This window comes from Micromonospora sp. NPDC050276 (genome assembly GCF_044459545.1).
Classification (GTDB): domain Bacteria; phylum Actinomycetota; class Actinomycetes; order Mycobacteriales; family Micromonosporaceae; genus Micromonospora.
On record NZ_JBITJA010000002.1, the window covers coordinates 403,354 to 429,862 of the forward strand.

Here is a 26,509-nt window from a genome sequence, read left to right on the forward strand (position 1 = left end):
CCAGGCGATGGTCGGCCGCGCTGCGCTTCAGTCTGCCGGTTGCGAGTTGACCGTGGACGCCTGGCGGTTGACGATCCGCGCCGAATGCGAGCCGCTGTCGCGGTGTTCCTGCGGGGTCGTTCCGTACGCCGCCCGGAACGCCCGGCTGAAGTGGGCCTTGTCGGCAAACCCCCAGCGCGCCGCGATGGCCTGCACGGGCTGGTTGCGCAGCGCCGGGTCGGTCAGGTCACGCCGGCATCGGGCCAGCCGCAGGTCCCGGATGTAGGACGCCACCGTGGCGTCCTCGCCCTCGAACAACCGGTGCAGGGACCGCACCGAGATGTGGTGGGCGTCGGCGACGGCCTGCGGGCCGAGGGTCGCGTCGCCGAGATGCCGGTGGACGTATGCCTGCACCTGGGTGAGTAACGCCCGGCGGCGGACCTCGGTGGGCACCGTGTCCTCGGCGACGAGGTGCCGGCCGAGCATGGTGGTGGCCAGATCGAGCCCGACCGCGCCGAGCCGGCTGGTGTCGGCGGCGTGGTACTGCTCGGGATGCCCGGTCACCTGGTGCAGGAACTGCGCGAGTAACGCCCCGATCCCCTCGCTGCCGGACATCCGGCCGCCGTAGAGCGCGGCCATCCGCTGTGGTGGCAGTGGCAGCGCTGCGTGCGGGATCAGCGTGATGATCGAGGTGGCGTGCTCCCGCTCCGGCTCGGTCGCGTGGTGGCCGAGGTCATGCGGCCGGGACGCGTTGTAGAAGGTGAACTCACCGGCCCGTATCTCGCTGCGGCGACCGTCTTGACTGGACGTGCCGACGCCGCCGGTGGTGAGGGCGAGGATGTAGAGCTCCGGGTCCGATTGACGGACCAGCTTGGGCGTCCGGGTGGCCTGCAGCGACGGGTAGTGGTAGTTGATCAGCTGGATCGGACCGAGATCGACGAAGTCGGCCCGGGCGGCGAAGTCGTCGTCGTGCGCCGACCGGATCCGCATCGGCGCCGAGGTGCGGGCGACCAGGTCCAGCCACATTCCGAATCGGTCACTGGGCGGTAGGACGGTCGTGTCGACCGTTTGCCTGAGCAGCATCCCGCGTCCTCAGGCCGCTCGGCGCTGGATCAGCGCCTCGACGCCGTCGAGGATCCGGTCCAGACCGAAGACGAACTCGTCGTCGGGGTCGTCGTCCTGCTGGAGCACGCCGGCGTTGAGCACCCGGTGCAGCGCGGGGAAGCGGACCGGGTCGATGAGCCGGGACACCAGCTGGGCGTACGCCGGCATCAGCTCGGCGGGCTCGACGCCGGCCGCCCGGCCGCCCTCGGCGATCTGCGAGGTGAGGGTGGCCTCGTTGCGGACGTACCCGGTGATCAGCAGCAGCACCGACATCTTCTCGCCCTCGCCGAGCGTGGTGCCGTCGAGGCAGCGCAGCCCGTCCTCCATCCAGCCGAGCTGCTGCGGGGTGATCGGTGGGCCGCTGATCGGCACGTGCAGCAGCCAGGTCCGTTGCCGCAACACCTCGTGCTCAGCCCACGCCCACCGGGTGAGGCCGGCACGCCAGTCGTCCTCCGGCGCGGGCGGGCCGGGGGATGGGCCGTACCCGGTGTCCACCATGAGCATGAGCAGCTCGTCCTTCGAGCCGACGTACCGGTAGAGGGCCATGGTCGCGGCGCCCAACTCCTTGGCCACCCGGCTCATCGACACGGCGGCCAGGCCATCGGCGTCGGCCACGCGGACGGCAGCGTCCACGATGGCGGGCACGCTCATTCCCGGCCGGGGGCCCTTGGGTGGTCGCTCCCGCAGCCCCCACGCGCCCTCGATGGCCGGCGGGAGCACTGGCCTGCTGTCGTCTTTCTTCGCCGCCACATTTCCTCCTTGCCCCGCCATCCTAGTTCTGCGTATGGTCTACGCATAACAGCGTACGACATACGCAGAAGGGAAACCGATCATGACGACCACCAGCACACCGGCACCGCGAGCGGGCCGAACGGAGTGGATCGGGCTCACGGTGCTGATGCTGGCGCTGCTCCTGGTCTCGATGGACGTGTCGGTGCTCTACTTCGCCGTCCCGTTCATCAGCGCGGAGCTGCGCCCCACCGCCACCGAGCAGCTCTGGATCTTCGACATCTACGGCTTCGTGCTCGCCGGGCTGCTCATCACCATGGGCGCTCTCGGTGACCGGATCGGCCGACGCCGGCTCCTGCTGATCGGCGCCACCGCGTTCGGGGCGGCGTCGCTGCTGGCCGCGTACGCCGACAGCACCGCGACGCTGATCGCCGCGCGCGCCGTACTCGGCGTCGGCGGGGCCACCCTGATGCCCTCGACGCTCGCCCTGGTCCGCAACATGTTCCACGACGCCAAGCAGCGCGGCACCGCCATCGGCGTCTGGACCGCCACCCTCACCGGCGGCATCGCGATCGGCCCGGTGCTCAGCGGCATCCTGCTGGAGCACTTCTGGTGGGGCTCGATCTTCCTGATCAACATCCCGGCGATGCTGATGCTGCTCCTGCTCGCCCCGCTCCTGGTGCCCGAGTTCCGCAACCCGACGACCGGACGGTTCGACCTGATCAGCGCGGCACTGTCCCTCGGCGCGCTGCTGCCGGTGATCTACGGCATCAAGGAGATGGCCCGCGACGGCGCCAGCGCGGTGCGGGTGCTCGCCATCGTCGGTGGCCTGCTGGTGGGCGCGCTGTTCCTGCACCGGCAGCGGACCCGGGCCTACCCGATGGTCGACCTCGCGTTGTTCCGCCGTCGCGGCTTCGCCGGGTCGCTCGCGGTCAACCTGCTGGCGATGTTCGCCATCGTCGGCTTCGCCATCTTCACCACCCAACACCTCCAACTGGTGCTCGGCCTGAGCCCACTGCGGGCGGCACTGTGGAGCCTCGTGCCGTCCCTCGCCGTGGGCGCGGTCGCGCCGGCCGCCGCCGCCCTCGCTCAGCGCGTCGAACGGGCGTACCTGATCGGTGTGGGTTTCGGGATCGCCGTGGTCGGCTTCGCGGTGCTGACCCGGGTCACGCCGGAGACGCCGCTGTGGCTGCTGCTCGTCGGCGCCAGCGTCTACGCCGGTGGTCTGGTGATGGTGATGTCGCTCGTTACCGAACTGGTCCTCGGCGCGGCACCGCCCGAGCAGGCGGGTGTCGCGTCGGCGCTGACCGAGTCCAGCAGCGAGCTGGGCGGTGCGCTGGGAATGGCGATCCTGGGTAGCGTGGGCGCCGCGGTCTACCGCCGCGAGATCGTCGACGGCCTGCCGGCCGGGTTGCCCACCGGGACCGGTGCCGAGGCCCAGGAGACCCTGGGCGGTGCGCTCGCGGTCGCCCAGGCGCTGCCGGCGGATCTGGCCGACGCGGTGTTGCACGCGGCCCGGGTCGCGTTCACCGACGGGCTGCACCTGGCCGCGTACGCCGCCATGGTGGTGATGCTGCTGGGCGCGGTCACCGCGCTGGTCGCGCTGCGCGGCGTCCGACCGGCCGACTCCACGGCGTTGGCCGCCGAGCCGACCGGTCCGGCCGATACCTCGTTGTCGTCGGTCAGTCGGTGAGCACGTGCGCGAGTCGGTCGCGGAAACGCCGCTCGGAGTCGCTGACCGACTCGCCGCCGATGCCCAGCAGCCCACCGCTGGACGCGGCGCCCACCACCTGCTCGGCGATCTGCACGAGCCAGTGCTTGTACGCGCCGGCCTCACCCTCGTCGACGCGGCCGGCCAGCAGCTCGGCGGCTTGACCCGCCCGCAGCAGCACGTCGTCGATCATCGCTTTCGGGTCGGCGGGCGCGATGACCGGCAGCTCCTCACCGGTCTCCGGGTCACCGACCCGGGTGACGATCTCACCGGCCACGGCGGCGACCAGCGGGCTGGCCGACTCCCGGCCGGCGGCGATGGTCTCCAGCCCGGCCGCGGTCTCCGCCATGGTCCGGCGGGTGCCGTCGGACTCGGCGGCGCTCGCCGCGGTCAGCACCGACTGCGGCAGGCCGACCAGCAGCCCCCACTCCCCGTCGGAGAAACCGAACCCGGTGTACGTCGGCTGCTCGATCACGGCAACGCCCCTTCCGCCCTGCTCTGCTTAATCAATCGCTGCTCTGCTTGGTCGATCCACCGGGCCCGACACCGGTGCCCGGGTCAGGCTAGTCCAGGGTCAGCAGGCCCTGTTCGGACACCACGCGCACCGACAACGTCTTGTACCCGACCTCGTCGAAGAGAACCGTCATCTTGTCCTCCTCGTAGGAGAGCACCAGGCCGGGCCCCCACTCCGGGTGACGCACCTGGCTGTGCACCGGGAACGGCCCGACCGCGCCCTGGTCGGCCTGGCTGGTGCCGTGGTGGCAGTTGTCGCAGTGGCCGCAGACGTGTGTCATCTGCTCGCCGAAGTAGGCCAGCAGGGTCTGCCCCCGGCAGGCCCGGGTCTCGGCGAAGGCTCGCATCATGTCGGTGCGGGACCGGGTCACGGTCTGCTGGCGCTCCGCCTCGGCGAGCGCCGCCGCGGCGGCGTCGGTCGGGGTGGGGGAGAAGCGGGGGGCGCCGATGCGTTGCCGGGCGCGCGGCTCGGCCGCGCCGACCTGCTCCAGCAGGGAGAGGTACTGGCCCAGCTTGCGCGGCCCGAGGCCGGTGGTCTCGCGCAGCTCGGTCTTGGTGGCTGGCTTGCGGCGCAGCAGCGCGGCGAGGTCGCGCAGCTCGTCGGCGTCGGGCAGGCCACCGCTGAAGAACCGTTGCAGGCCCACGTCCTCGGCCTGCCAGAGCAGCAGCACCCGGGCCGGTTGCCCGTCGCGTCCGGCCCGGCCGATCTCCTGGAAGTAGCTGTCCGGGGAGTCGGGCAGTGCCATGTGCACCACCCAGGCGATGTTCGGCTTGTCGATGCCCATGCCGAACGCCGAGGTCGCCACCATGATGGGGACCTGGTCGGCGAGGAACGCCTCGTGCAGTTCGTGGCGCGCACCGGCCGCCATCCCACCGTGGTAGAACTGCGCCGGGAAGCCGGCGTCGGTCAACCGGGTGGCCAACTCCTCTGCGGCGCGACGGGTCGGCACGTAGATGATCCCGGGCCGCTCGTCGTCGCGCAGCAGCGCGATCAGCCGCCGCCACCGGTAGTCCTCGGTGGGGCAGTGCGCGACCTCGACGAACAGGTTCGGCCGGTCCAGGCCGGAGACCACCACCTCCGGCTCGCGCAGCCGCAGCCGGGCGATGATGTCGTCGCGTACCGGAGGCGAGGCGGTGGCGGTCAACGCGACCACCGGCGGTCGGCCGATGCCGTCGATGAGGTGCCCGAGCGCCAGGTAGTCGGGGCGGAAGTCGTGCCCCCACGCCGAGATGCAGTGCGCCTCGTCGATCGCCACGAGTGCCGGCTTCAGCGCCGCGACCTCGGCCATCCGTTCGGGGTTGCTGAGCTGTTCCGGGGTGATGAAGAGAAACTCCGCCCGGCCCTCGCGGATCTCGGTGATCGCCTCCGCCTGCTGGGTGGGCGACTCGTTCGAGCTGATCCGCACCGCCCGCAGCTCCGGGCGTTGCCGCTCGTTGAGGGAGGCGATCTGGTCCTGCTGGAGGGCCAGCAGGGGCGAGACCACCACCGTGGGGCCGGGGATCAGGCTGGCCGGGATCTGGTAGATCGCCGACTTGCCGGCACCGGTGGGCAACACCACCAGGGCGTCGCGTCGCTTCATCACCGCGCGCATCGCGGCCAGTTGGTTGGGCCGTAGCGCCTTCCAGCCGAAAAGGCTGCGGGCCGCGCGGCGCAACGTCATCGAGTGCGTGGACAGTTTCATCGAGGGCCGGAGGTACCCGTGCCCATGACCGCCGAAACGCGTTCGGACGATCATGGGCTCGGGTACTGGCCCTGCCCTCGATGGCCGGCTGCCGATCGCCGGCTCAGCGCAGCCGAGGTAGGACCTCGCGCTGGTAGAGGTCGAACAGGCCCTGGTAGTGCGGGCCGGTGTTGGCCACGTAGACCTCGTCGAAGCCGGCCTTGGCGTACTGGTCGATCATCTCCAGGTGCGCGTCGGCGCTGTTGCCGCAGACGAACGCCTCCTTCAGCATCTCCGGCTTGACCAGCTCGGCGGCCTGCTCGAAGTGTCGCGGGGAGGGGAGCACCTGGGACAGCTCACCCGGCACCCCCGCGTTGGGCCAGCGCTGGTAGGCGAGGCGCATCCCCTCGTCCTCGCTGTCGGCGTACGCCGCCTTGAAGCCGGCCTGGCACGGCTTGTCGCCGCCGCCGTTCTCGCGGAAGCGCCGGACCATGTCGCCGTCGGGCATGGTGCTCACGTAGCCGTCGCCGATCCGGGCCGCCAGGTCGATGGCCTTCGGCCCGAAGCCGGAGACGTAGATCGGCGGGGGAGCGTCGGGCAGCGTGTAGATCCGGGCGTGTTCCACGGTGTAGTGCTTGCCGTGGTGGTTGACGAAGTCGCCGCCCCACAGCGCCCGCAGCACCTCGACGGCCTCCTCCAACATCTCCAGCCGGACGTCGGCCTGCGGCCAGGCGTCACCGAAGATGTGCTCGTTGAGCGCCTCGCCGGTGCCGACGCCGAGGACGAACCGTCCACCGTGCAGCACCGCGCTGGTGGCCGCCGCCTGTGCGATCACAGCCGGGTGGATTCGCCGGGTCGGGCAGGTCACCGCCGTGGTCACCGGCAGTGAGCAGACCTGGCTGAGCGCGCCGATCATCGACCAGACGAACGGGCTCTGGCCCTGTGCGTCCAACCAGGGGTGGTAGTGGTCGGAGATCCACAGCGCCTCGAAGCCGGCCCGTTCGGCACCGCGCGCCTGCTCCAGCAACTCGGCTGGCGTGAACTCCTCACTGGACAGAAAGTATCCGATCTTCATGGCTCATCCCTTCGGCACGCGGACTGCGATGGGAGGAGCCGTACCCCGGCGGCGCGCGGTCACACCGGCTCTCGCCGGCGGCCGGGTCAGCGTCGACCGAACATCGCCCGGATCGCGGCGAGCAGCAGCAGGGCGCCGACCACCAGGCCGAGCAGGCGTACGCCGGGAATGTCGGCCGGGCTCGTCGCGTCGGCCAGCAGGGCGGGGTCCATCCCCGCACTCTCCCCGGGGAACGGGTCGCCAGGCAACTGTAAGGTTTATTGACTATTGAATCGCCCAGTGTGACCATGGCAGGACCGCCTGCCGGTGGCGGTGCGCCGAGGGCGCGCGAGAGATGGGGTACGGGGCCGCATGAGCGAGCGCAACCAGCGGGTCGACGGGGGCGCACCGACGCCGGTGATCGACAGCGATCACCACGAGGGGGCGGCGTGACCACGACCAACGGGCACCTCCCGGCGCTCGCCGCCGCCGTCCTGCAACCCGGCTTCGTCGGCACCACCCCACCGCCGTGGGTGTGCCGCTGGCTCGGCGAGGGTCTCGGCTCGGTGGTGCTCTTCGCCCGCAACGTCGTCGACACCGAGCAGGTGGCCGCGCTCACCGCGACACTGCGCTCGGAACGGCCGGACGTCATCGTGGCGATCGACGAGGAGGCCGGCGACGTCACCCGGCTGGAGTCGGTGCACGGCAGCTCCCGGCCCGGCAACTTCGCCCTCGGCGCGGTCGACGACCCGGAGCTGACCGAGGCGGTCGCCCGGGACCTCGGGATCGAGCTGGCCACGGCAGGGGTCACCCTCAACTACGCCCCGGACGCCGACGTCAACTCCAACCCGGCGAACCCGGTGATCGGCGTCCGCTCCTTCGGCGCCGACCCGGGGCTGGTCGCGCGGCACACCGCCGCCTGGGTTCGCGGGCTCCAGGCCGGTGGCGTCGCGGCCTGTGCCAAGCACTTCCCCGGGCACGGCGACACCCGCGTCGACTCACACCACGACCTGCCCCGGATCACCGCCGACCGGGATCGGCTGGACGCCTGCGAGCTGGCCCCGTTCCGGGCCGCCGTGGCCGCCGGGGTGCAGGCGGTGATGACCGGCCATCTGCTGGTGCCGGCGCTCGACCCACACCTGCCGGCGACGCTGAGCCAGCGCATCCTGGGCGGGTTGCTCCGCGACGAGCTGGGCTTCTCCGGCGTGGTGGTGACCGACGCGGTGGAGATGCGCGCGGTCGCCGACCGGTACGGCTTCGGCGGGGCGACGGTCCGCGCCCTCGCCGCCGGCGCCGACGCGATCTGCATCGGCGGCGAACACGCGGACGAGCAGGCGGCCCGCGTGCTGCGCGACGCCATCGTGGCCGCCGTCGTGGCCGGTGAGCTGCCCGAGGAACGTCTCGCCGAGGCCGCCAAGCGCGTCGGTCAACTCGCCGCCTGGACGGTGGCCGCCCGTACCGCCGGCTCGGCCGGCACGCGCGGTGCCGCCGACGTGGGGCTGGTCGCCGCTCGCCGGGCCGTCCGGGTCACCACCGCCACGGGCACCGCCGACGCGCTGCCGCTGACCCGCGCGGCACACGTCGTCGAGTTCGAGCCGCTGCGCAACATCGCCATCGGCGCGGAGACCCCGTGGGGCATCGGCGGGCCACTGGGCGAGCTGCTGCCCGGCACCAACACGGTCCGCTACGCCGAACCCGACGTGCCGGCCGACCCGGGCTCCGGGGCGGGCTCCCGCCCCCTGGTCCTGGTGGTTCGGGACCTGCACCGGCACGACTGGATGCGCGACGCCGTGCACCGCGCGCTGGCCAGCCGGCCGGACGCGGTCGTGGTCGAGCTGGGTGTGCCCGAGCTGGTCACCGGGGCGGTGCACCTGGCCACCCACGGCGCCACCCGGGCCAGCGGACGGGCCGCCGCCGAGGTGCTCACCGGCGCCCGCTGACCGGGCCCGGCCTACGGAAGGTCGGCGACCAGGTCGGCGTACTCGGGGTGCTTGTCGATGAACGCGGCCATGAAGGGGCACTGCGGCACCACCTTGGCGCCCCGGGCGCGGACCTCGTCGAGGGTGCCCCGGATCAGCGCGCCGCCCACGCCCTTGCCCTGGAAGCCCCGGTCCACCTCGGTGTGGGTGAAGACCAGGACCTCCCCGCGCATCAGGTACGCGGTGAAACCGGCCAGCGCGTCGTCGACCAGGATCTCGAAGCGGTGCTTCGCCGGGTTGTCCTCGACCAGGGTGCTCATCCGGCCATTGTCCCCGTGGCGTCGGCCAGCGCGTCGAGTTCGCCGAGCAACCGGTCCACCTCGTCGGCCGTGTTGTAGTGGTAGATGCTGGCCCGCACCGCGCCGCCGCTGTCGCGCAGCCCCATCAGCTGGAAGTACTCGTAGGCGTAGTAGTCGCCGACGGAGAGGCAGAACCCGGCGGCGCCCAGCGCCTCCTGGGTGGCGGTCGGGGACATTCCGGCGACCCGGAACGAGACCGTCGGGCAGCGCCGGGCGGGTGAGCCGTAGACGGTGATCGCCGGCCGCTGTGCCAGCCCGTCGAGCAGCCGGTTCAGCAGCGCCTCCTCGTGTGCCTGGGCGGCGGCCAGGCCGGCCCGCAGCCGCGCCCGCCGGTCTCCGACCGCGTCCGGGTCCAACGTCGCCAGGTGCTCCACCGCGGCGGCCACCCCGGCGAGCAGCGGGAAGCTCGGCGTGCCGTACTCGAACCGGTCCGGCACCGCGTCGGAGGACGGCACCAGCTTCGCCGGGCGCAGCGCCGCCCACCGGGCCGGGTCGGCCACCATCGCCGCCAGGTGCGGCCCGGACCACTTGTACGCGCTGGTGACCAGGACGTCGGCGCCGAGCGAGGTCAGGTCGGTCGGCCCGTGCGGAACCGAGTGCACGCCGTCGACGTAGACCAACGCCCCGACCGCGTGCGCAGTCTTGGCGATCGCCGGCACGTCCGGCATGGTGCCGATGGCGTTGCTGCCGGCGGTCACCGCGACCAACCGGGTCCGCTCGCCGACCAGGTCGGCGTACTGGGCCGCGGGCAGCTCGCCGGTGTGCCGGTCGACCTCGGCCCAGCGCACTGTGGCGCCGGCCGCCTCGGCGGCCTGCACCCACGGCCGTACGTTCGCGTCGTGGTCGAGCCGGGAGACCACCACCTCGTCACCCGGGCGCCAGGCCGCGCCGAGCGTGCGGGCGAGGGTGTACGTCAGCGCGGTAGCGCTCGGGCCGAGCACCACCCCGGCCGGGTCGGCGCCGAGCAGGTCGGCCACCGCCGAACGGGCCTCGGCCACCAACTCCAGCGACCGGCGGCCCGCAACGTTGGCGGCGCTGCGATTGCCGACCGCCGACCGCATGGCGTCGGCGACCGCCTCGATCACACCGGCCGCGGTCTGGGTGCCCCCGGCGCCGTCGAAGTGGACGAAGCCCTCGGTCAGGGCGGGGTAGGCGGCCCGGGTGCGGGCGATGTCGAACGGCATGTCCCGGACCCTAGCCGGTCCTCCCGGTGCCCTGGTCGGCCGCCAGGTGATCACCGTTCGGCGGCGACCTCGCGGATGTCTCGTACTCTTGGCGAGGTGACGAACCGACCCGCCACCATGCCCATTCCCACCGTCCGCCGCGCCGCCGGTCTCTTCGCCGGTCTGGCGCTCGGCCTCGCCGTGCTCGCCGGGTGCAGTTCCCAGGGCGCCTCCACCGACTGCGGGCTGGACGCCTGCACGGTCACCTTCGAGCGGGGTGTCGACGCGAGCGCCACCATCCTGGGCGTCGAGGCCAAGCTGGTCGGCGCCGAGGGTGACCAGGTGACCGTCGAGGTCGCCGGCGAGCAGCTCACCCTCACCACCGGCCAGCAGGCCGCCGAGGCCGGGGGCTTCGCGGTCACCCTGGACAGCGTCACCGACCAGCAGGTCAAGATCCGGGTCGCGCGCAACCCGGGCAGCTGAGCTGGGCGGGCGGCGGTGGCCGACGTTTGGGAATCTTCCGAATCGGAGATTGTGACGCCATGTCACTCACCCGTAGCGCCGAAGCCACCGCCTCCCGTACGGCGGACAGCCGGTGGCTGGAAGTTCTCGCCCGGGCCGGCTTCATCGGCTACGGCATCGTCCACCTCCTCTTCGCCTGGTTGGCGTTGCAGATCGCGTTCGGCACGTCGTCCGACGACGGCGACCAGTCCGGCGCGCTGCGCACCCTCTCCGCACAGCCCCTCGGCAAGTTCCTGGTCATCGCCGTCGCGGTCGGCCTGCTCGCGATGGCGATCTGGCAGGCGCTGGAGGCGGCGGTCGGGCACCGCGCCGAGCGGGGCAGGGAGCGGGTCGTCGAACGGCTCGCCTCGACCGGCCGGACCATCGTCTACCTCTACTTCGCCTGGACCGCGTTCAAGGTCTTCAAGGACGCCGGGTCGAACAGCGCCGACCAGCAGGAGGCGTTGACCGGCAAGCTGATGACCTCCAGCGGTGGCCGCTGGCTGGTCGGCCTGGCCGGCCTGGTGCTCGCCGCGATCGGGGTCGGCCTGGTGATCTACGGGGTCGTCAAGCGGTTCGAGAAGCACCTGAAGACCGGTGAGATGAGCCCGAAGACCCGCCAGCTCGCCCGCCGGCTGGGCATGGTCGGATACATCGCCAAGGGCGTCGCGTACGGCATCGCCGGTCTGCTGATCATCGTGGCTGCGGTGAACTACGACCCGGAGAAGGCCCGTGGTCTGGACGCCGCGCTGCACACCCTGCGCGAGCAGTCGTACGGCGTGTTCCTGCTGACCCTGGTCGCCCTGGGTATCGCCGCCTTCGGCGTCTACTGCTTCCTCCAGTCCCGGTACCGCAAGGTCTGAACTGGTCGATCTGCGGGCCGTCGGGCACTCTTGGGCTTTTGCCTGAAGTGCCCGACGCCTGGTCGAAGGGGAGCACCGAAGCCGTGCAGAACTATCTCGAAACGGCCGTCGCCGCGCTCATCGCGGCGGTGGTCGCCCTGTTTCTGGTCGAGGCCGTCCACCGGCTGACCCGGCGGTTCGGCCGCCGGTCGCTGCTGTTGACCGAGTTGACCGATCACGCGCACCGCCCGTTCCAGGTCGCCGGGACGGTCCTGGCCGTGCAGTTCGCCGTCCGGTTCAGCACCGGGTACGCCGTCGGCGAGAGCTGGCGGCGTCTGCTGCTGCATCTGCTCATCCTCGGAGTCATCGCCACCACCGCCTGGCTGGTCGCCTCCCTGCTGGTCGTCGTGGAGGACACCGCGCTGGCCCGGTTCCGGGTCGACGTACCGGACAATCGGCACGCCCGGCGCGTGCGGACCCAGGTGGTGATGCTGCGCCGACTGACCATCGCGGTGATCGTCATCCTGACCGTCGGCGTGATGCTGATGACGTTCCCCAGCGTGCGGGGCATCGGCGCTGGCGTGCTGACCTCGGCCGGTGTGGTCGGTGTGGTGGCCGCGCTCGCCGCGCAGAGCCTGCTCGGCAACGTCTTCGCCGGCCTCCAGCTCGCGTTCAGTGACGCCGTCCGGCTCGACGACGTGGTCGTCGTCGAGGGGGAGTGGGGTCGGATCGAGGAGTTGACCCTCAGCTACGTCGTGGTGCAGATCTGGGACGACCGTCGGTTGATCCTGCCCACCTCGTACTTCACCAGCAAGCCGTTCCAGAACTGGACCCGCACCGAGGCTGCGGTGCTCGGCACCGCCGAGTTCGACGTCGACTGGGCGGTGCCGGTGCAGACCATGCGCGAGGAGCTGCGCCGCCTCGTCGAGGGCACCGAGCTGTGGGACGGACGGGTCTGCGTCCTCCAGGTCACCGACGCCACCGGCGGGATGGTCCGGTTGCGGGCGCTGGTCAGCGCCGCCGACGCGGGCAGTCTCTGGGACCTGCGCTGCCTCGTCCGGGAGCACCTGGTCGCCTGGATCCGGGACAACCGCCCGACCGCGATGCCCCGGCTCCGCACCGAGCTGGGCGACTCCAACAGCAACCTGTCCTGGCAGTGGGTCCAGCCGAGGCGGCCGGCACGCCGCCTGTCCGACACCGAGGCCCCCGACGACGCCCGGGTCTTCGGTGGCAGCGACGACGGCGACGCCCGCAGCGAAGCCTTCGTAGGCCCCGAAGAATCCCGCCCCTAACCCCCACCCCCACCCCCACCCCCCAGGCGGTTGATCAAGAGGTTTCGGTCATCTTTCCCGGCTTCTATGACCGAAAGCTCTTGATCACCAGAGGGGTGCAGTGGGGGAGCGGGGGCAGGGTGTGAGGTTTGGTTGCGGTTGGGTGGGGGATCTGCTGCCGGACGTCTCTGGCGTGATCGCGGCGGCTGGCCGGGTATCGGCGGCGCGGCGTCCGGACAACAGGGACGGCCAGCTGCTCGGCGCGCTTTAGGATTGACGGGCGGCGACTCCGGGCATACAGCGCGGTGATGAGGAAAGGAGGACAGCATGGCTGACGTGGCGAACGCCCGCACATCCCAGAACGGGAGCGAGCCCTCCACCGCCGAGTTGGTGCAACGGGCCACCGAACAGGTCTCCCGCCTCGTGCGGGACGAACTGGCGCTGGCCCGAGCGGAGTTGACCCAGAAGGGCAAGCACGCTGGCATCGGGATCGGCCTGTTCGGCGGCGGCGGCGCGCTCGCGTTCTTTGGCCTGGGCGCCTTGGTCGCCACGGCGATCCTTCTGCTCGACCTGGTGTTACCCGCCTGGGCCGCGGCGCTGATCGTGGCGGTCGCCTGCTTCCTGGTGGCCGGCATCCTCGCACTGGTGGGCAAGAAGCAGGTCAGCCGTGCTGTCCCACCGGTGCCGGCGGCCACGGTCCGCAGCCTCCGGGCAGACCTGGACACCGTCACCGCCGCGGTGAAGGACAGGGGGCGGCAATGACCGGCAACGGCACCGGCGACACGGAGGCCCTTCGCGAGGAGATCCGTCGTACCCGGGTCGAGTTGGGCGAGACGATGGAGGCGTTGGCCGCCAAGGCCGACGTCAAGGCGCGTCTGAAGGAGTCCGCCGGGCAGGCCAAGGAGCGGATGCGTGAGCAGGCGGCGCAGACCGTCGCCCGGGTCCGCGGGCAGGCCGCGCGGGGTGCCGGGATGGCGCGGGCGCAGGCGTACGACAAGGGCGAGATGATGCGACGCGACCCGGTGCCGTGGGCGGCCATCGCCGTCGGTGCGGTGGCCACCGTGGTGGTACTGATGATCGTGCGGGGGAGGCGTAGGTGAGTAAGAGCATCGGCAGGGTCGCGTACCGGCCGGTCGGCGTGTTGTTGGGTATCGCCGCAGGCACGGTGGCCGGGGTGATTTTCCGGCAGGTCTGGAAGGTCACCGCGGGCGACGGCGAGGCACCCAACGCGACCGACGAGGATCGCGGCTGGGGCGAGATCCTGGCCGCTGCGGCGTTGCAGGGCGCCATCTTCGCGGTCGTCCGGGCCGCCGTGGACCGGGGCGGCGCGGTCGGCGTCCGCCGGATGACCGGCCACTGGCCGGACTGACCAGACAGCGACATCAGCCCCCTTCCCCGCATCGATGGGAAGGGGGCTTTCGCATGGCATCGGCCGCCGCCCAGGGCAACTGAGGCATCCGTCAGGTCACATGTCGGAGAAATTCGTTGGAGAGGTCGTGACAGACTTTTTGCGTCCGTGATTTGCTGGTCCCCGCTGTTGCGAGATGGCGTGGTTGAGAGAAGTCTCCTTCGTGGGGCCGACTCAGGCGCCGCTGCTCAAAAACGGCCAATCGGCCGGACGGCGTGCACGGCCGCCAGTTTTTAGAGGGAGATACACATGGCTCAGGGAACCGTGAAGTGGTTCAACGCTGACAAGGGCTTCGGCTTCATCACCGTCGATGGTGGGGGTGCTGACGTGTTCGTCCACTTCTCGGCCATCCAGACCAGCGGCTACCGCTCGCTGGAGGAGAACCAGCGGGTGGAGTTCGAGATTGCTCAGGGTCAGAAGGGCCCGCAGGCGGAGCAGGTCCGTCCCATCTGAGTAAGCCGACCGGCCCCCGCCGGTCAGTGGGACGATCCGGCCCGAGGGTCGCTGCGAAAGCCCCGCATCCCGACCGGGATGCGGGGCTTTCCGTGCGCGGGCTCGCCGGTGCAGCGACCGCTCAGCGTCGGCGCGAGCGCAGGCCGAACCAGAGCACCACCAGCCCGGCCAGCGCCACGAGCGGGCCGAGCACCGCCCAGATCTTCTCGTCGGTCATCACGCTGCCGCTGACGTAGCCGAGGCCCTGGACCGTCCACACCGCACCGATCACCACGGCCAGCAGGCCGAGGGTGAGCGGAAGCCAGCCCCTCATCGCGTCCCCTCTCCGCCGCCCGGGGCGTCGCGCCGCCGTCCAGCATGGCTGGCCGGGCGGCGCGACGCGAGCATCCCGGGTGCGCGGGTCACCACCGGTCGTGTACCTGCGGGCGGATCAGCTCGTCGTAGGTCTCGCGTACGGCCGCCAACTGCTCGTCGGTCAGCGGGGACAGGGCCGCCGCGGCGGCGTTGCGGCGGGCCTGGTCGGCGTCGCGGGCGCCGGGGATGACCACGGTGACGCCCGCCTGGTCCAGCACCCAGCGCAGCGCGAACTGCGCCATCGTGCGGTCCGCGCCGACCAGCGGGGCCAGCCGGCGTACGGCGGCCAGACCGCGCTCGAAGTCCACTCCGGAGAACGTCTCCCCGACGTCGAACGCCGCGCCGTGCCGGTTGTAGTTGCGGTGGTCGTCGGCGGGGAACTCGGTGTGCTCGTCGTAGCGGCCGGAGAGCAGGCCGCTGGCCAGCGGCACCCGGGCGATGATGCCGACCCCGGCGGCCGCCGCGGCCGGCAGGACCCGCTCCAGGGGCTTGTGGCGGACCGCGTTGAGGATGATCTGGACGCTCGCCACCCCCGGTCGGGCGATCGCGGTGAGGGCCTGGTCGCAGGTCTCGACGCTGACGCCGTACCCGGCGATGGCCTTCTCGGCGACGAGGGTGTCCAGGCCGTCGAAGACCTCGTCGGAGGAGAAGACCTCGGTCGGCGGGCAGTGCAACTGGACCAGGTCGAGGGTGTCCATGCCCAGGTTGGCCCGGGAGCGGTCGGTCCACTGCCGGAAGTTGGCCAGGGTGTACGCCTCCGGCCGCTGCTCGACGCGGCGGCCCATCTTGGTGGCGACGGTCAGCCCGGCGTCGGGTCGGGTGCGCAGGAAGCGGCCGATCAGCTGCTCGCTGCGGCCGTCGCCGTACACGTCTGCGGTGTCGAGGAAGGTGACCCCGGCGTCCACGGCGGCGGCGAGCACCGCCATCGCGTCGTCCTCGCTGACGGTGCCCCAGTCGGCACCGAGTTGCCACGCGCCCAGGCCGACCGCGCCAACGGTCCGGCCGAGCCGGTTGAAGCTGCGCTGTTCCATGCCCCCGAGCCTAGTGATCGGGTTGCCGGCCGGCCAGACGAGCCGTACATTAAAACAATACGGACGTACGGTTTGGGAGGCGACCATGTGGGATCCGACGACCTACCTGCGTTTTGGCGACGAGCGCTCCCGGCCGTTTCACGATCTCGTCGCCCGGATCCCGGCCGAGCGACCCCGGACGGTGGTCGACCTCGGCTGCGGCCCCGGCCAGCACACCGCCACCCTCGCCGAGCGCTGGCCGACGAGCCGGGTGCTCGGCCTCGACTCGTCACCGGACATGATCGACCGAGCCCAGGCCCTCGGCGTACCCGTCGATTTCACCGTCGCCGACCTGCGCGACTGGCGTCCGACCGGCGACGAGGACGTGGTGGTCAGCAACGCGGCGTTGCAGTGGGTCCCCGGCCACCAGGAGCTGCTGCGCCGCTGGGCCGTCGAGCTGCCCGCCGGGGCGTGGCTCGCCATGCAGGTCCCCGGCAACTTCGCCGCCGGATCGCATCGCGCCTTGCGGGAAGTCGCCGACCGGCCGACCTGGCGAGCCGCCGTCGCCCCGCTGCTGCGCGCGGACCCGGTCGACGACCCGTCCGACTACGCGGCGCTGCTGACCGCCGCCGGCTGCGCGGTGGACGCCTGGGAGACTACCTACGTGCACCTGCTGCCGGCTCGACCCGCCGCCGAGCACCCGGTGCTGGCCTGGATGGAGGGCACCGCGCTGCGCCCGGTCCGGGCCGCGCTGGACGCCGCCGGCTGGTCGGCCTTCCGGGCCGAGCTGGGGGTACGCCTCACCGCGGCGTACCCGGTGCGGCAGGGTCAGGTGTACTTCCCGTTCCGCCGCGTCTTCGTCGTCGCCCGCACCGGCGACCATGCTCAGGAGAACCCGTGACCGACCTGCCCACCTTCATCGCCGGCCTGCCCAAGGTGGAGCTGCACGTGCACCACGTCGGCTCCGCGTCGCCCCGGATCGTCGCCGAGCTGGCCGCCCGCCACGAGGGGCGCACCCCCGTGCCGGCCGACCCGGACGCGCTCGCCGCCTACTTCGAGTTCCGCGACTTCGCGCACTTCATCGAGGTCTACCTGAGCGTCGTGGACCTCATCCGCGACCCGGAGGACGTCTGGATCCTCACCCACGAGGTGGCCCGGGAGTTGGCCCGCCAACAGGTCCGGTACGCGGAGCTGACCATCACGCCGTACTCGCACGTCCGGCGGGGCATCCCCGCCCCGGCGTTCTGCGAGGCCATCGAGGACGCCCGCAAGCGCGCCCTGGCCGACTTCGGCATCGAGCTGCGCTGGTGCTTCGACATCCCCGGCGAGGCCGGCCTGCCGGCAGCCGAGGAGACGCTGCGCATCGCGCTGGACCAGCGCCCGGACGGGCTTATCAGTTTCGGTCTGGGCGGCCCCGAGATCGGCGTACCCCGACCGCAGTTCCGGCCCTACTTCGACCAGGCCCGCGCGGCCGGGCTGCGTTCGGTGCCGCACGCCGGGGAGACCACCGGGCCGCAGACCGTCTGGGACGCGCTGAACGAGCTGGGTGCCGAACGGATCGGGCACGGGATCTCCGCCGCACAGGACCCGCGGCTGCTCGCGTACCTGGCCGAGCGGCAGATCGGGATGGAGATCTGCCCGACGTCCAACGTACGCACCCGGGCGGTGGCCACCCTCGACGAGCACCCGCTGCCCCGGCTGGTCGAGGCCGGGCTGCTGGTCACCATCAACTCCGACGACCCGCCGATGTTCGGCACGACCCTCAACGACGAGTACGCGGTAGCGGCCCGCCTACTCGGCGTCGGCGCCGAGGGTCTGGCCGGGCTGGCCCGCAACGCGGTGACCGCGTCCTTCCTCGACGGCGCCGGCAAGCAGCGGATCACCGCCGAGATCGACGCGTACCTCGGCGCCGCCGGCTGAGCTTGTCGAGGCTTTTCGAGCAGGGCGCGCGGCGGGAGCGTGGGTGTGGGGGGACCTGTGACTCCCGCCGCGCGCGCGGCTCCACCGGCCGTGGGTGCATGGTGCGCTTGGCCGGTAGAACTGGTGGGTTCGTGCTGTGATCCTGTCAGCCCGCGGCCGATCCAACGCGGTCGTTAACCGCGATCTAAGGAAGACTTGCGCCGGCGCACAGCCCCGGGGGTGCGACCCGGTCAGTCGTCGGTGGGGCGCTGGCGGGGCCAGCGACGGCCGCTGGACTTCGTGTCCCGGGCGTCGCGGGCCATCCGACCGACCAGACCGAAGCGGCTGACCTGCCGGGGCGTCGCCTCCGGGTCGGCGAGCAGCATCACCACGCTGGCTCCGCCGAGCCGGGCGCGGTCGATGCTCACCGAGCCGTTGGCCTGCAACGCCACCCGCTTGGCGATGTCCAGGCCGAGCCCGGTCGAGCCCTGGTCACTGGCGCCTCGGCGCAGTGCCCGGTCCGGGTTGGCGATGCCGGGGCCGGCGTCGTCGATCCGGATCGCCACGTAACCGTCGCGCCGGGACACGGCCACCTCGAACGCGGTGCCCTGCGGGGTGTACCGGAAGACGTTGCCGATCACCGCGTCCAGCGCGGCGGCCAGCTCGGCCCGTGGCACCGGCGCCGGGATGCGCAGCTGGGCGCCATTGACCCGGTGCGGCCGGTTCTGGTCGCCGGCGAGGGCCGCCCAGAACACCATCCGGTCCCGGACCACCTCGCTCACGTCGCACATCGCCGGCCCGGCCTCGTGCGCCACCGCCTTACGGGTGGTCTTGATCAGCACGTCGATCTCACCCTCCAGGGTGACGATCGCCTGCCGGATCCGTCGGATGCCACGAAGCCGGTCCAACTCCGCCGGGCTGAAGGACCCCACGCTGGTGTCGTCGGACTCCAACGCCTCCGCGTCCAACCGCAGCACCGTCAACGGGGTACGCAGGCGATGCGACAGGTCGGCCACCAGCTCCCGCTCGTCGGTGCGGGCGGCGTCCAACCGGTCCGCCATCCGGTTGAAGGCGTACCCGGCCTCGGCCAGCTCACGCGGACCGGTCGGCTCGACGCGTACGCCGAGGTCGCCGTCGCCGATGGAGAGCGCGGCCTTGACCAGGCCCCGGGTCGAGTCCACCGCGCGGGCGGCGACCCGGTCGACCACCAACACCGCCGCGCCGGCCATCGCCGCTCCGACCGCGAACAGCAGCAGCCAGGTGCCGCCGGCACCCTCGCCGAGCGTCGAGTCCGGAAGGAACACCTCGACCACGGCCGTCCGGTCACCGAGGACGACCGGGTCCAGCCGGACCACACCCCCGTCGACGTCGACGACCAACGACTGCCGGCCGGCGCGGGCCCGGTCCAGGTCGCTGCCGCTGGCCCGAGCGGCGGACTCGTCCAGCCCCAACCCGTGCACCACGGGCCGGGCGGGGGCGCCGTCCGCGCTGGCCACCACGGCGCGCTCGACGACCGCCGGGTCGGTGCTCACCGCCAGCGCGCCGGTCACCAGCGCGCTGCGCCGCGCCGCATCGGCGATCGCATCGTCCCGGCTCTGCTCGCGCAGGCTGAGCCCGAGGGGAATCAGGAACGCGAGCGCGACGAGACTGCACATGCCGGCCGTGAGCAGGGCCAGCGCCGTCCTCAGTCCGGTGCCACCAGCCGGAACCCGACCCCCCGCACGGTGCGCAGGTAGCGCGGCTTCGCCGCGGACTCGCCCATCTTTCTGCGGAGCCAGTACAGGTGAACGTCGATGGTCTGATCCTCGCCGACCGATGGCTGCCGCCATACCTCCTCCAAGAGTTCCCGGCGGGACACTACCCGCCCAGGTCGTGCGGCGAGATACGCCAACAGGTCGAATTCCTTGCGGGTCAGCGCCAGCGGCTCCCCGTCGAGCTGGGCGCTGCGCTCGCCCACGTCCACCCGCAGCCCACCGACGCTGTGCACGGCGGGCTGCACCGTCCGACTGGCCCGGCCGGCGCGGCGCAGCACGGTGGTGATCCGCGCGTCCAGGTGCGCCCCGGTGAACGGCTTCACCATGTAGTCGTCGGCACCGGCGCGCAGCAGCTTGACCACCGACTGCTCGTCGTCCCGGGCGGTGGCGATGATGATCGGGACGTCGGTGATGCCGCGCAGCATTCGCAGCGCGTCCGAGCCGTCCAGATCGGGCAGGCCGAGGTCCAGCACCACCAGGTCGGGTGTCTCCGCGGCGACCCGACGCAGGGCGTCCAACGCCGTACCCACGGCGTGCACGGCATGCCCCCGGTCGGTGAGGGACCGCAGCATCGCGCCGCGTACGACGTGATCGTCTTCGACCAGGAGCACGGAGGCCACGACAAGACCGTACTTGGCCTGGCAAGTTGATCGCGTTGCGACGTGCCTGGCGACCGGGCAAGCTGGTACGACGATGTCGTTCACCCTGTTCGCCGATGCCCGCCTGGCGCTCGCCCGGGACAGCCTCGCCGGTCTCTCCACCGGCGACGCGCTCGGCGCGCAGTTCTTCCTGTCCGGGCCGACGGCTGCGGACTTCGCGGCCGGCGGCCTGCCGCCGGCGCCCTGGGAGTGGACCGACGACACCGAGATGGCCTGCTCGGTCTTCGCCGAGCTGGCCGAATCCGGCGGCGTCGACCGGGACCGGCTGGCGCTGTCCTTCGCGCAGCGGTGCGCTCCGCGCCGCGGCTACGGCGCCGGCGCGATGCTGATCCTGGAGCTGATCCGCACCGGCACGCCGTGGCCGGTGGCCGCTGCCTCCGCCTTCGACGGGCAGGGCTCCTGCGGCAACGGGGCGGCGATGCGGGTCGGCCCACTGGGCGCGTACTTCGCCGACTCGACCGCGCGTGCCGCCGCGCAGGCCCGCGCCTCGGCCGAGGTGACACACGCGCACCCGGAGGGAATCGCCGGCGCGGTCGCCGTCGCCGTCGCCGCCGCGCTGGCCGCCCGCGCCCGCCTCGACGGGCACCGGCCGGCCCCGGAACGGCTGCTCGCCGGGATCGCCGCCGCGCTCGACCCGGGCACCGAGGTGCATCGGGGCGTACACCGGGCGGCCGGGCTGCTCGGCCGACCGCTGCCCGTTGTGGTGGCCGCGCTCGGCAACGGCTCCCGGGTGACCGCCCAGGACACCGTCGGGTTCACCCTCTGGGTGGCCGCCACCCACCTCGACGACTATCCGACGGCGATCCAGACGTGCGTGCGCGCCGGTGGGGACGTCGACACCACGGCCGCCATCGCGGGCGCGGTGGTGGCCGCGTACACCGGCGTCGGCACCTCGGGCGGGGTGCCCGAGTCGTGGCTGTCCGCCCGCGAGCCGCTACCTACCTGGCTGCCCTGACCGCCTGGGCCGCCCGGCCGGGCCTCGGTTCGTGCCGCCCGGCCGGGCCTCGGTTCGTGCCGCCCGGCCGGGCCTCGGTTCGTGCCGCCCGGCCGGGCCTCGGTCCGTGCCGCCCGGCCCGGCCTCAGTCCGTGCCGCCCGGCCCGGCCTCAGTCCGTGCCGCCCGGCCCGGCCTCAGTCCGTGCCGCCCGGCCCCAGCCCCAGCTCATGATCCGCTCGGCTTCCTGCAAGTCGGGCTGTCCGGGCGGTGGGGATACCCCGGTTTCCGGAAACCCGAGTGGATCACCGCGATGCCGCAGAGACAGCGGGCTGCGGGTCGGCGGGCGCGGGCTCGGCGGGCGCGGGCTCGGCCGGCGTGGGGTCGGCGGGCGTGGGGTCGGCGGGCGTGGGCTCGGCCGGCGTGGGGTCGGCGGGCGCGGGGTCGGTCGGCGTGGGGTCGGCGGGCGTGGGGTCGGTCGGCGTGGGCTCGGCCGGCGTTGCGGCCTCATCCGCCCGCCCGGCGGCCCCGGCGAGCGCCGCGGCGTCGGTCGCGCCGTCCCGCGTCGCGGCGGACCTGGCGGGCTTGTCCGCGCGGCCGGTGATCTCGGCCAGGGTCGCGGCCTCGTCGCGCGTCGGGTCCGGCGTCGCGGGGCCGCCGGTCACCTCGGCGAGCGCGGTGGCCTCGTCCGGGTTGCGTCGGCGCCACCGGCTGACCAGCCAGCCGATCGCCGCGCCGCCGCCCAGCCCGGCCAGCAGGCCGGCGGCCAGCATCCCGTCGGCGTTGCCGGACCCCTCGTCGGCACCGCCAGCGGCGGCGGGCGGGTCGGCGTCGACACCGCTGTCCGCAGCGGCCGGCGCGCCAGCGGCCGGACCCCCGTGGCCGCCGCCGTGTGCGGCCGGTCCGGCCGCGCCCGGGGCCGCCGGCAGCAGGGTGAGCACCGGGGCCTGGTGCGCGCCGGCGGCGTCCGCCCACCTGACCACCGTGCCGTCGGCGTACGTCTGGACGACCTCGAAGGTGAGCCGCTCGACCTGCGGCATCGGTCCCATGGACAGCGCCAACCGGGCCGGACCGGGGCCGCTCTCGCCGACCCGGACCCAGGTCACCGCGGTCGTCACCGTGCTCACCCCGGACGAGTGGATGCCGGTCACCGGCTTGTCCAGGTTGCGGGAGCTGATTCGGGGCGCCCACCCGTCCACCGACATCGGGTAGACCTCGGCGATCGGCGCGTCGGCCGGCAGCCGGACCTCGATCTGGTTGGTCTTCGTGCCGGGCCGCTCCTGCGGAACGCTGAACTCCAGGCGTACCGCATCGCCCTGGCGCGCCTCGGTCGGGGTGGTCGTCACGTCCGCCGCGTACGCCGTGCCAGGCCAGAGCAGCAGCCCGGCGGCGGTCACCGCGGTCGCCGCCACGATCCGCCGCGGCCGGCTGCCGCCGTACGTGCTCGCCATCTCGTGCCCCCATCCGTGTCGACGCGGCCGGCACCGATCCCGGCCACACCTTCTAGTTCGGCTGGCAGGCGCGAAAGGTTCAACGCCGGCGGTAAGGAAGGTGCCGTTCCCGGTGGGTGGCGGGGCGACCGATAGCATCGGCAGGAGCCGAGGATCGGCACCGTTTCGTACCGCTTGGAGGAGTCACCGTGTCCGCACCCCGTACCCCCGCCGTGGCCGACCCCGTCGTCGTCGCCGCCGGGACCACGGCGGCCGACGCGGTGGCCGCGGCCGGACTGCCCGCGAACGGCCCCAAGGCCATCGTCGTGGTCCGCGACCCGCAGGGCCAGCTGCACGACCTGGACTGGTCGCCGGCCGAGGAGACCCTCGTCGAGCCGGTCAGCCTGGACTCGCCCGACGGGCTCAACGTGCTGCGGCACTCCACCGCGCACGTCCTGGCCCAGGCCGTACAGGACATCTTCCCCGAGGCCAAGCTGGGCATCGGCCCGCCCATCGAGAACGGCTTCTACTACGACTTCGACGTCGACAAGCCGTTCCAGCCCGATGACCTCAGCAAGCTCGAAAAGCGCATGCAGGAGATCATCAAGTCCGGGCAGCGGTTCCGTCGTCGCCGCTTCGGCAGCCTGGACGAGGCGCGCTCCGAGCTGGCCGACGAGCCGTTCAAGCTGGAGTTGATCGAGGTCAAGGGCGAGGGCCTGGACACCGACGAGGTGATGGAGGTGGGCGGCGGTGAGCTGACCATCTACGACAACCTCGACGCCAAGGAGGACAAGGTCTGCTGGTCGGACCTGTGCCGGGGTCCGCACCTGCCGACCACCCGACTGATCGGCGCGTTCAAGCTGATGCGCTCCGCCGCCGCGTACTGGCGGGGCTCGGAGAAGAACCCGCAGCTCCAGCGGGTGTACGGCACCGCGTGGCCGACCCGCGACGAGCTCAAGGCGTACCTGAAGCTGTTGGAGGAGGCCGCCCGGCGCGACCACCGCAAGCTCGGCGCGGACCTCGACCTGTTCAGCTTCCCCGACGAGATCGGCTCCGGCCTGGCGGTCTTCCACCCCAAGGGCGGCATCATCCGCCGCGAGATGGAGCACTACTCGCGTCGCCGGCACGAGGAGGCGGGGTACGAGTTCGTCAACACCCCGCACATCACCAAGGCGCAGCTGTTCCAGACCTCCGGTCACCTGCCGTACTACGCGGACACCATGTTCCCGCCCATGCAGTTGGAGGGCGCGGACTACTACCTCAAGGCGATGAACTGCCCGATGCACAACCTGATCTTCAGGTCGCGCGGGCGGTCGTACCGGGAGCTGCCGCTGCGGATGTTCGAGTTCGGCACGGTCTACCGGTACGAGAAGTCCGGCGTCGTGCACGGCCTGACCCGGGTCCGGGGCCTGACCCAGGACGACTCGCACATCTACTGCACCCGCGAGCAGATGGCCGGCGAGCTGTCCACGCTGCTCAGCTTCGTGCTCGACCTGCTGCGCGACTACGGCCTGGACGACTTCTATCTGGAGCTATCGACCCGGGACGATTCGCCCAAGTTCATCGGTGCCGACGAGGACTGGGCGGAGGCCACCGAGGCGCTGCGCACCGCCGCCGCCACCTCCGGGCTGGAGCTGGTGCCCGACCCGGGTGGCGCGGCGTTCTACGGGCCGAAGATCTCCGTGCAGGCCCGCGACGCGATCGGCCGGACCTGGCAGATGTCCACCATCCAGGTCGACTTCAACCAGCCGGAGCGCTTCGGCCTGGAGTACCAGGCCGCCGACGGCAGCCGGCAGCGACCCGTGATGATCCACCGGGCGCTGTTCGGGTCGATCGAGCGGTTCTTCGGGGTGCTCACCGAGCACTACGCGGGCGCGTTCCCGGCCTGGCTGGCGCCGGTGCAGGTGGTGGGCATCCCGATCCGCGAGGATCACACCGACTACCTGCACGGCTTCGTCGCGGCGCTGCGCGCCGAGGGCATCCGGGCCCAGGTGGACGCCGGTGACGACCGGATGCAGAAGAAGATCCGGACGGCGCAGCAGCAGAAGATCCCGTTCATGGTGATCGCCGGCGACGACGACGTGGCCGCCGGGACGGTCTCCTTCCGCTACCGCGACGGCTCCCAGCGCAACGGCGTGCCGATCGCCGAGGCGGTCACCCACGTCCTGGACGTGGTCAGGTCGCGGACCAACATCGGCCCCTCCGCCGCCGCGGAGTAGCCGGGCCGCCCGCGCGGCCGGTCGCGGCCCGCTCGCCCGCCGCATGATCACGCTCGATCCAGAAAGTAGTGGCCTCCCCGGTGCGGGAGGCCACTACTTCCATGTTCGAGCGCGATCTTCGCTGCGCCGTAGCCGGGGTAGCCGGCGACCCGGATCTGGAGTTGTCGAACGTCCTCGCCGGACGCCCCTGGGACAGGGTGCGTCCCCAGGTGTAGCAGCCGTCCGCCGGGCCGCGCCGGCGGTGAGGGTGACGCCGGCCACTGTGGTGGCGGCGGTCAGCGCAAGTGCCGCGAGGAACCTGCCGAGCCGTCGGAACATGGACCCCTCCATCACTTCATGGAAGTACGTGGATGCATGGAAGTTTCATGCTCCGACGTTGATCCGTCAAGAACTTGCAGCAGCGGTTTCCGGACGGCGGGTGTCGCGGCGTGTCCACGGGGCTCCGTAGGATCAGCTCGTGACAGGGGCGGAACGGCACACGGACATCGACGGCATGGCAGACGGCATGGCAGACGGCATGGAGCGGCTCTGGACGCCGCACCGGATGACCTATATCTCCGGCGAGGACCGCCCGACCGAGGGCTACGAGAAGCCCACCGGCTGCCCCTTCTGCCGGGCGCCGAAGCTGCCGCCGGAGGAGAGCCTGGTGGTGGCCCGTGGCGAGCACGTGTTCGTGGTGCTCAACCTCTACCCGTACAACCCGGGGCACCTGCTGGTCTGCCCCTACCGGCACGTCGCCGACTACACCGACCTGGACGTGCCGGAGACCACCGAGCTGGCGTCGTACACCCAGACCGCCATGCGGGTGATCCGCGAGGTCAGCAACGCGCACGGCTTCAACCTGGGCATGAACCAGGGCGGGGTGGCCGGCGCCGGCATCGCCGCGCACCTGCACCAGCACGTGGTGCCGCGCTGGGGCGGCGACGCGAACTTCATGCCGGTGATCGGCCGCACCAAGGTCCTGCCGCAGCTGCTCGGCGACACCCGGGACCTGCTGGCCCGCGCCTGGCCGTCCTGACCGCCACCGGCCGCGCCGGGCCGGCTGCGCGACGTCCGCGCCGGGCCGGCTAGTCGGCGCGCAGCAGCGGGATCAGCTCCGACCAGCTCTCCACCCGGTGTACGAGTGGCAACACCGCGGCGTGGGCGGCCACCTGCGCCGGGCGGGGTCGGAACAGGTAGCGGTGCGGCACCGAGTCGAGATAGCCGAGCACCTCCAGCTTGTCGTCCACGAAGTGGGTCAGGCCGAGTCGTCGGGCGATCGGCGCCTTGTCCGGTCGGGTGCGGCAGAAGTGCATCCGGTGCTCGGCGATGCCGGTACGTGCCGCGAAATCGTGGTGGGCCAACCACTCCCGGGTACGCCGCTCGGTGGCCTCCCCGCACTTGGACACCAGGTGCACCTCGTCGAACGCCGGGCCGAGCGCCGCGAGCGCGTCGAACGCCCCGTCCACGACGGGAGTACGCAGGTAGTGCGCGCCGAAGAACGACGTGTCCGCGTCGTCGTCGGCCGGCTCGATGATCACGCCGCCGATGTCCACACCCAGACGTCGCATGGGGCCGATCATGCCGCACCGTGACCGTCGCCGTG

The 26,509-nt window shown here is 72.4% G+C and carries 28 protein-coding genes; 14 read left to right on the top strand and 14 right to left on the bottom strand.

The genetic code is table 11. The annotated features are described in order from the left end of the window. Positions 1–27 precede the first annotated feature (27 nt). Positions 28–1,062 carry a helix-turn-helix domain-containing protein gene (locus tag ACIBF8_RS05050; protein WP_396781067.1) on the bottom strand — a complete coding sequence of 345 codons (1,035 nt, stop codon included), beginning with the start codon at positions 1,060–1,062 and terminating at the stop codon, positions 28–30. Positions 1,063–1,071: 9 nt separating this feature from the next. Further along, the gene (locus tag ACIBF8_RS05055; RefSeq protein WP_396781068.1) at positions 1,072–1,833 is read right to left on the bottom strand and encodes a TetR/AcrR family transcriptional regulator; all 762 of its coding nucleotides are present in this window, start codon (positions 1,831–1,833) and stop codon (positions 1,072–1,074) included. Positions 1,834–1,915: 82 nt separating this feature from the next. Here ACIBF8_RS05055 and ACIBF8_RS05060 point away from each other — a divergent pair, with 82 nt between their 5' ends. Then, positions 1,916–3,505 (top strand): MFS transporter, encoded by a 1,590-nt coding sequence (locus ACIBF8_RS05060; RefSeq protein WP_396781069.1) that lies wholly within the window; start codon positions 1,916–1,918, stop codon positions 3,503–3,505. On the opposite strand, the gene ACIBF8_RS05065 is transcribed toward ACIBF8_RS05060, so the two are convergent. From ACIBF8_RS05065 to ACIBF8_RS05080, 4 genes are all read right to left on the bottom strand, one after another. After that, positions 3,495–3,998 (bottom strand): hypothetical protein, encoded by a 504-nt coding sequence (locus ACIBF8_RS05065; RefSeq protein ID WP_396781070.1) that lies wholly within the window; start codon positions 3,996–3,998, stop codon positions 3,495–3,497. The genes ACIBF8_RS05060 and ACIBF8_RS05065 overlap by 11 nt on opposite strands. An 88-nt stretch (positions 3,999–4,086) precedes the next feature. Then, positions 4,087–5,718 carry a RecQ family ATP-dependent DNA helicase gene (locus tag ACIBF8_RS05070; protein ID WP_396781071.1) on the bottom strand — a complete coding sequence of 544 codons (1,632 nt, stop codon included), beginning with the start codon at positions 5,716–5,718 and terminating at the stop codon, positions 4,087–4,089. Between the two features lie 103 nt (positions 5,719–5,821). Further along, a complete protein-coding gene (locus ACIBF8_RS05075) occupies positions 5,822–6,772 on the bottom strand; it encodes a TIGR03557 family F420-dependent LLM class oxidoreductase (protein WP_396781072.1) in 951 nt (316 codons plus the stop codon). 86 nt (positions 6,773–6,858) lie between these two features. Continuing rightward, a complete protein-coding gene (locus tag ACIBF8_RS05080) occupies positions 6,859–6,984 on the bottom strand; it encodes a hypothetical protein (protein WP_255421242.1) in 126 nt (41 codons plus the stop codon). Between the two features lie 216 nt (positions 6,985–7,200). Here ACIBF8_RS05080 and ACIBF8_RS05085 point away from each other — a divergent pair, with 216 nt between their 5' ends. Then, the gene (locus ACIBF8_RS05085; RefSeq protein ID WP_396781073.1) at positions 7,201–8,691 is read left to right on the top strand and encodes a glycoside hydrolase family 3 protein; all 1,491 of its coding nucleotides are present in this window, start codon (positions 7,201–7,203) and stop codon (positions 8,689–8,691) included. 11 nt (positions 8,692–8,702) lie between these two features. On the opposite strand, the gene ACIBF8_RS05090 is transcribed toward ACIBF8_RS05085, so the two are convergent. Together ACIBF8_RS05090 and ACIBF8_RS05095 are read right to left on the bottom strand one after the other, a co-directional pair. After that, on the bottom strand, positions 8,703–8,990 hold the full coding sequence (locus ACIBF8_RS05090) for a GNAT family N-acetyltransferase (RefSeq protein ID WP_396781074.1): 288 nt from the start codon (positions 8,988–8,990) through the stop codon (positions 8,703–8,705). After that, the gene (locus ACIBF8_RS05095) at positions 8,987–10,213 is read right to left on the bottom strand and encodes a cysteine desulfurase-like protein (protein WP_396781075.1); all 1,227 of its coding nucleotides are present in this window, start codon (positions 10,211–10,213) and stop codon (positions 8,987–8,989) included. The genes ACIBF8_RS05090 and ACIBF8_RS05095 overlap by 4 nt, the downstream gene beginning before the upstream one ends. Positions 10,214–10,309: 96 nt before the next feature. Between ACIBF8_RS05095 and ACIBF8_RS05100 the strand changes: the two genes are divergently transcribed. From ACIBF8_RS05100 to ACIBF8_RS05130, 7 genes are all read left to right on the top strand, one after another. Continuing rightward, positions 10,310–10,675 (top strand): hypothetical protein, encoded by a 366-nt coding sequence (locus tag ACIBF8_RS05100; protein WP_396781076.1) that lies wholly within the window; start codon positions 10,310–10,312, stop codon positions 10,673–10,675. Positions 10,676–10,734: 59 nt separating this feature from the next. Continuing rightward, positions 10,735–11,556: a DUF1206 domain-containing protein gene (locus tag ACIBF8_RS05105; protein ID WP_396781077.1), complete on the top strand. Its 822-nt coding sequence runs from the start codon at positions 10,735–10,737 to the stop codon at positions 11,554–11,556. 83 nt (positions 11,557–11,639) lie between these two features. After that, complete coding sequence (locus tag ACIBF8_RS05110; RefSeq protein ID WP_396781254.1) at positions 11,640–12,827, top strand: mechanosensitive ion channel family protein; 1,188 nt, start codon at positions 11,640–11,642, stop codon at positions 12,825–12,827. A 306-nt stretch (positions 12,828–13,133) separates the two neighbouring features. Continuing rightward, the gene (locus ACIBF8_RS05115; RefSeq protein ID WP_396781078.1) at positions 13,134–13,568 is read left to right on the top strand and encodes a phage holin family protein; all 435 of its coding nucleotides are present in this window, start codon (positions 13,134–13,136) and stop codon (positions 13,566–13,568) included. Beyond that, complete coding sequence (locus ACIBF8_RS05120; RefSeq protein WP_396781079.1) at positions 13,565–13,906, top strand: DUF3618 domain-containing protein; 342 nt, start codon at positions 13,565–13,567, stop codon at positions 13,904–13,906. The genes ACIBF8_RS05115 and ACIBF8_RS05120 overlap by 4 nt, the downstream gene beginning before the upstream one ends. Beyond that, entirely contained in the window at positions 13,903–14,175 is a 273-nt protein-coding gene (locus ACIBF8_RS05125) for a DUF4235 domain-containing protein (RefSeq protein WP_396781080.1), read from the top strand. Before ACIBF8_RS05120 ends, ACIBF8_RS05125 begins: the two co-directional genes overlap by 4 nt. A gap of 288 nt (positions 14,176–14,463) precedes the next feature. After that, complete coding sequence (locus tag ACIBF8_RS05130) at positions 14,464–14,667, top strand: cold-shock protein (protein WP_030338233.1); 204 nt, start codon at positions 14,464–14,466, stop codon at positions 14,665–14,667. A 121-nt stretch (positions 14,668–14,788) separates the two neighbouring features. Here the strand turns inward: ACIBF8_RS05130 and ACIBF8_RS05135 are convergent, their stop codons facing one another. Then, entirely contained in the window at positions 14,789–14,980 is a 192-nt protein-coding gene (locus tag ACIBF8_RS05135) for a hypothetical protein (RefSeq protein WP_396781081.1), read from the bottom strand. Between the two features lie 88 nt (positions 14,981–15,068). Next, the gene (locus ACIBF8_RS05140; protein ID WP_396781082.1) at positions 15,069–16,052 is read right to left on the bottom strand and encodes an aldo/keto reductase; all 984 of its coding nucleotides are present in this window, start codon (positions 16,050–16,052) and stop codon (positions 15,069–15,071) included. Positions 16,053–16,137: 85 nt separating this feature from the next. Between ACIBF8_RS05140 and ACIBF8_RS05145 the strand changes: the two genes are divergently transcribed. Both ACIBF8_RS05145 and ACIBF8_RS05150 read left to right on the top strand, forming a co-directional pair. Then, the gene (locus ACIBF8_RS05145; protein ID WP_396781083.1) at positions 16,138–16,932 is read left to right on the top strand and encodes a trans-aconitate 2-methyltransferase; all 795 of its coding nucleotides are present in this window, start codon (positions 16,138–16,140) and stop codon (positions 16,930–16,932) included. After that, a complete protein-coding gene (locus ACIBF8_RS05150; RefSeq protein ID WP_396781084.1) occupies positions 16,929–17,951 on the top strand; it encodes an adenosine deaminase in 1,023 nt (340 codons plus the stop codon). Before ACIBF8_RS05145 ends, ACIBF8_RS05150 begins: the two co-directional genes overlap by 4 nt. A gap of 230 nt (positions 17,952–18,181) precedes the next feature. Here the strand turns inward: ACIBF8_RS05150 and ACIBF8_RS05155 are convergent, their stop codons facing one another. Then, positions 18,182–19,585 carry an ATP-binding protein gene (locus ACIBF8_RS05155; RefSeq protein ID WP_396781085.1) on the bottom strand — a complete coding sequence of 468 codons (1,404 nt, stop codon included), beginning with the start codon at positions 19,583–19,585 and terminating at the stop codon, positions 18,182–18,184. A gap of 29 nt (positions 19,586–19,614) precedes the next feature. After that, on the bottom strand, positions 19,615–20,304 hold the full coding sequence (locus ACIBF8_RS05160; protein ID WP_030489108.1) for a response regulator transcription factor: 690 nt from the start codon (positions 20,302–20,304) through the stop codon (positions 19,615–19,617). Between the two features lie 73 nt (positions 20,305–20,377). Here ACIBF8_RS05160 and ACIBF8_RS05165 point away from each other — a divergent pair, with 73 nt between their 5' ends. Then, positions 20,378–21,298 (top strand): ADP-ribosylglycohydrolase family protein, encoded by a 921-nt coding sequence (locus ACIBF8_RS05165; protein WP_396781086.1) that lies wholly within the window; start codon positions 20,378–20,380, stop codon positions 21,296–21,298. Positions 21,299–21,580: 282 nt separating this feature from the next. Here the strand turns inward: ACIBF8_RS05165 and ACIBF8_RS05170 are convergent, their stop codons facing one another. Next, positions 21,581–22,726, bottom strand: coding sequence for a DUF1775 domain-containing protein (locus ACIBF8_RS05170; protein WP_396781087.1), 1,146 nt, complete (start codon positions 22,724–22,726; stop codon positions 21,581–21,583). Positions 22,727–22,914: 188 nt separating this feature from the next. Here ACIBF8_RS05170 and thrS point away from each other — a divergent pair, with 188 nt between their 5' ends. Together thrS and ACIBF8_RS05180 are read left to right on the top strand one after the other, a co-directional pair. Further along, positions 22,915–24,924, top strand: coding sequence for a threonine--tRNA ligase (gene thrS, locus ACIBF8_RS05175; protein ID WP_396781088.1), 2,010 nt, complete (start codon positions 22,915–22,917; stop codon positions 24,922–24,924). Positions 24,925–25,429: 505 nt separating this feature from the next. Further along, positions 25,430–25,942: an HIT family protein gene (locus ACIBF8_RS05180; protein ID WP_396781255.1), complete on the top strand. Its 513-nt coding sequence runs from the start codon at positions 25,430–25,432 to the stop codon at positions 25,940–25,942. A gap of 49 nt (positions 25,943–25,991) precedes the next feature. On the opposite strand, the gene ACIBF8_RS05185 is transcribed toward ACIBF8_RS05180, so the two are convergent. Beyond that, positions 25,992–26,474 carry a hypothetical protein gene (locus tag ACIBF8_RS05185; protein WP_396781089.1) on the bottom strand — a complete coding sequence of 161 codons (483 nt, stop codon included), beginning with the start codon at positions 26,472–26,474 and terminating at the stop codon, positions 25,992–25,994. Positions 26,475–26,509 lie beyond the last annotated feature (35 nt).